Annotated in this window: 2 protein-coding genes; both read left to right on the top strand. The window is 71.8% G+C overall.

The annotated features are described in order from the left end of the window. Positions 1-11 precede the first annotated feature (11 nt). Positions 12-131, top strand: coding sequence for an LPXTG cell wall anchor domain-containing protein (locus tag ABZS58_RS51440; RefSeq protein WP_354792166.1), 120 nt, complete (start codon positions 12-14; stop codon positions 129-131). Between the two features lie 309 nt (positions 132-440). Beyond that, a partial coding sequence (locus tag ABZS58_RS51445; protein ID WP_354792165.1) for a cellulose binding domain-containing protein occupies positions 441-1,171 on the top strand: 731 nt, incomplete at its 3' end.

Below are 1,171 nucleotides of genomic sequence, written 5' to 3' on the forward strand. Positions count from 1 at the left end.
GCGGCCCGTCGCTGCCCACCACCGGCACCAACATCTGGCTGCTCACCGGTGGCGGCGCCGCCCTGATCGCGGTCGGCGCGGTGCTGTTCATGGCGCACCGCCGCCGGCAGAGCGTCAAGTTCGTCGCGTAACACGATCGGCCTGGGCCGTCGTGCGGGTTCACCCCGCCCGGCGGCCCTTTCCGCGTCCTACGCTCCGATCGTGAGCCACTTCCCTGGCCTCCACGACGGCGGCGGCGGCTTTGGCGGCGGCAGTTTCTGACCCGGCTCGACGGCAGACGGCTGGCGCGCGAGCGCCGGGCGGGCCCGTGAAACGTTCACGCCCGGACTGCGGCCGCGCCGTATGTGCGGTATCGGCGCATTGACAGCTTTCAGCGGGCGTCTCTACTGTCCGGCGCGCCGTCCCGGACAGGGCGGGTTTCGAAACCACTTGGAGGCGTCATGGCCGGTTTGCTCGGCGGAAGGCACACACTCCGGGCCCGGCTGGCGCTGACGATCGGTGCGGTCGTCGCCGTACTGACGGGTCTCGTCGCGGTCGTGACCACCAACGCCTATGCGGCGGCAGGGTGTCAGGTGACGTACCGGATCGCGAGCCAGTGGCCCGGTGGGTTCACCGGCGACGTGGCCGTGAAGAATCTCGGCGATCCGATCAACGGGTGGACGCTGCGGTGGACGTTCGGCGCCGGGCAGACCGTCACCCAGGCATGGAGTGCGACCGTGACCGCGTCCGGCGCGCAGGTCACGGCCGGCGACGCCGGGTACAACGGGGCCATCGCGACGAACGGGACCGTGTCGTTCGGCTTCAACGGGTCGTGGACCGGCAGCAATCCGGTGCCGGCGTCGTTCACGCTCAACGGCACGGTCTGCACCGGCGGCGTCAGCTCGGCCTCCCCGTCAACGAGCACCTCCCCGTCGCGCAGCGCCTCGGCCTCGCCGAGCACGTCGACGTCGCCGCAGCCGACCGGCGACGCCATGGCCGCCGTCGCCGCCATGCAGCCCGGCTGGAACCTCGGCAACAGCCTGGACGCGACCGGCGCCGACGAGACCTCGTGGGGCAACCCGCGGGTCACCGCCGCCCTGCTGGACAACATCCGCGCCCAGGGCTTCAACAGCGTCCGTATCCCGGTCACCTGGGGCCAGCACATGGGCGGCGCGCCGAACTACACCGTCGA

It is taken from the genome of Dactylosporangium sp. NPDC005555, assembly GCF_040605635.1.
GTDB lineage: Bacteria > Actinomycetota > Actinomycetes > Mycobacteriales > Micromonosporaceae > Dactylosporangium.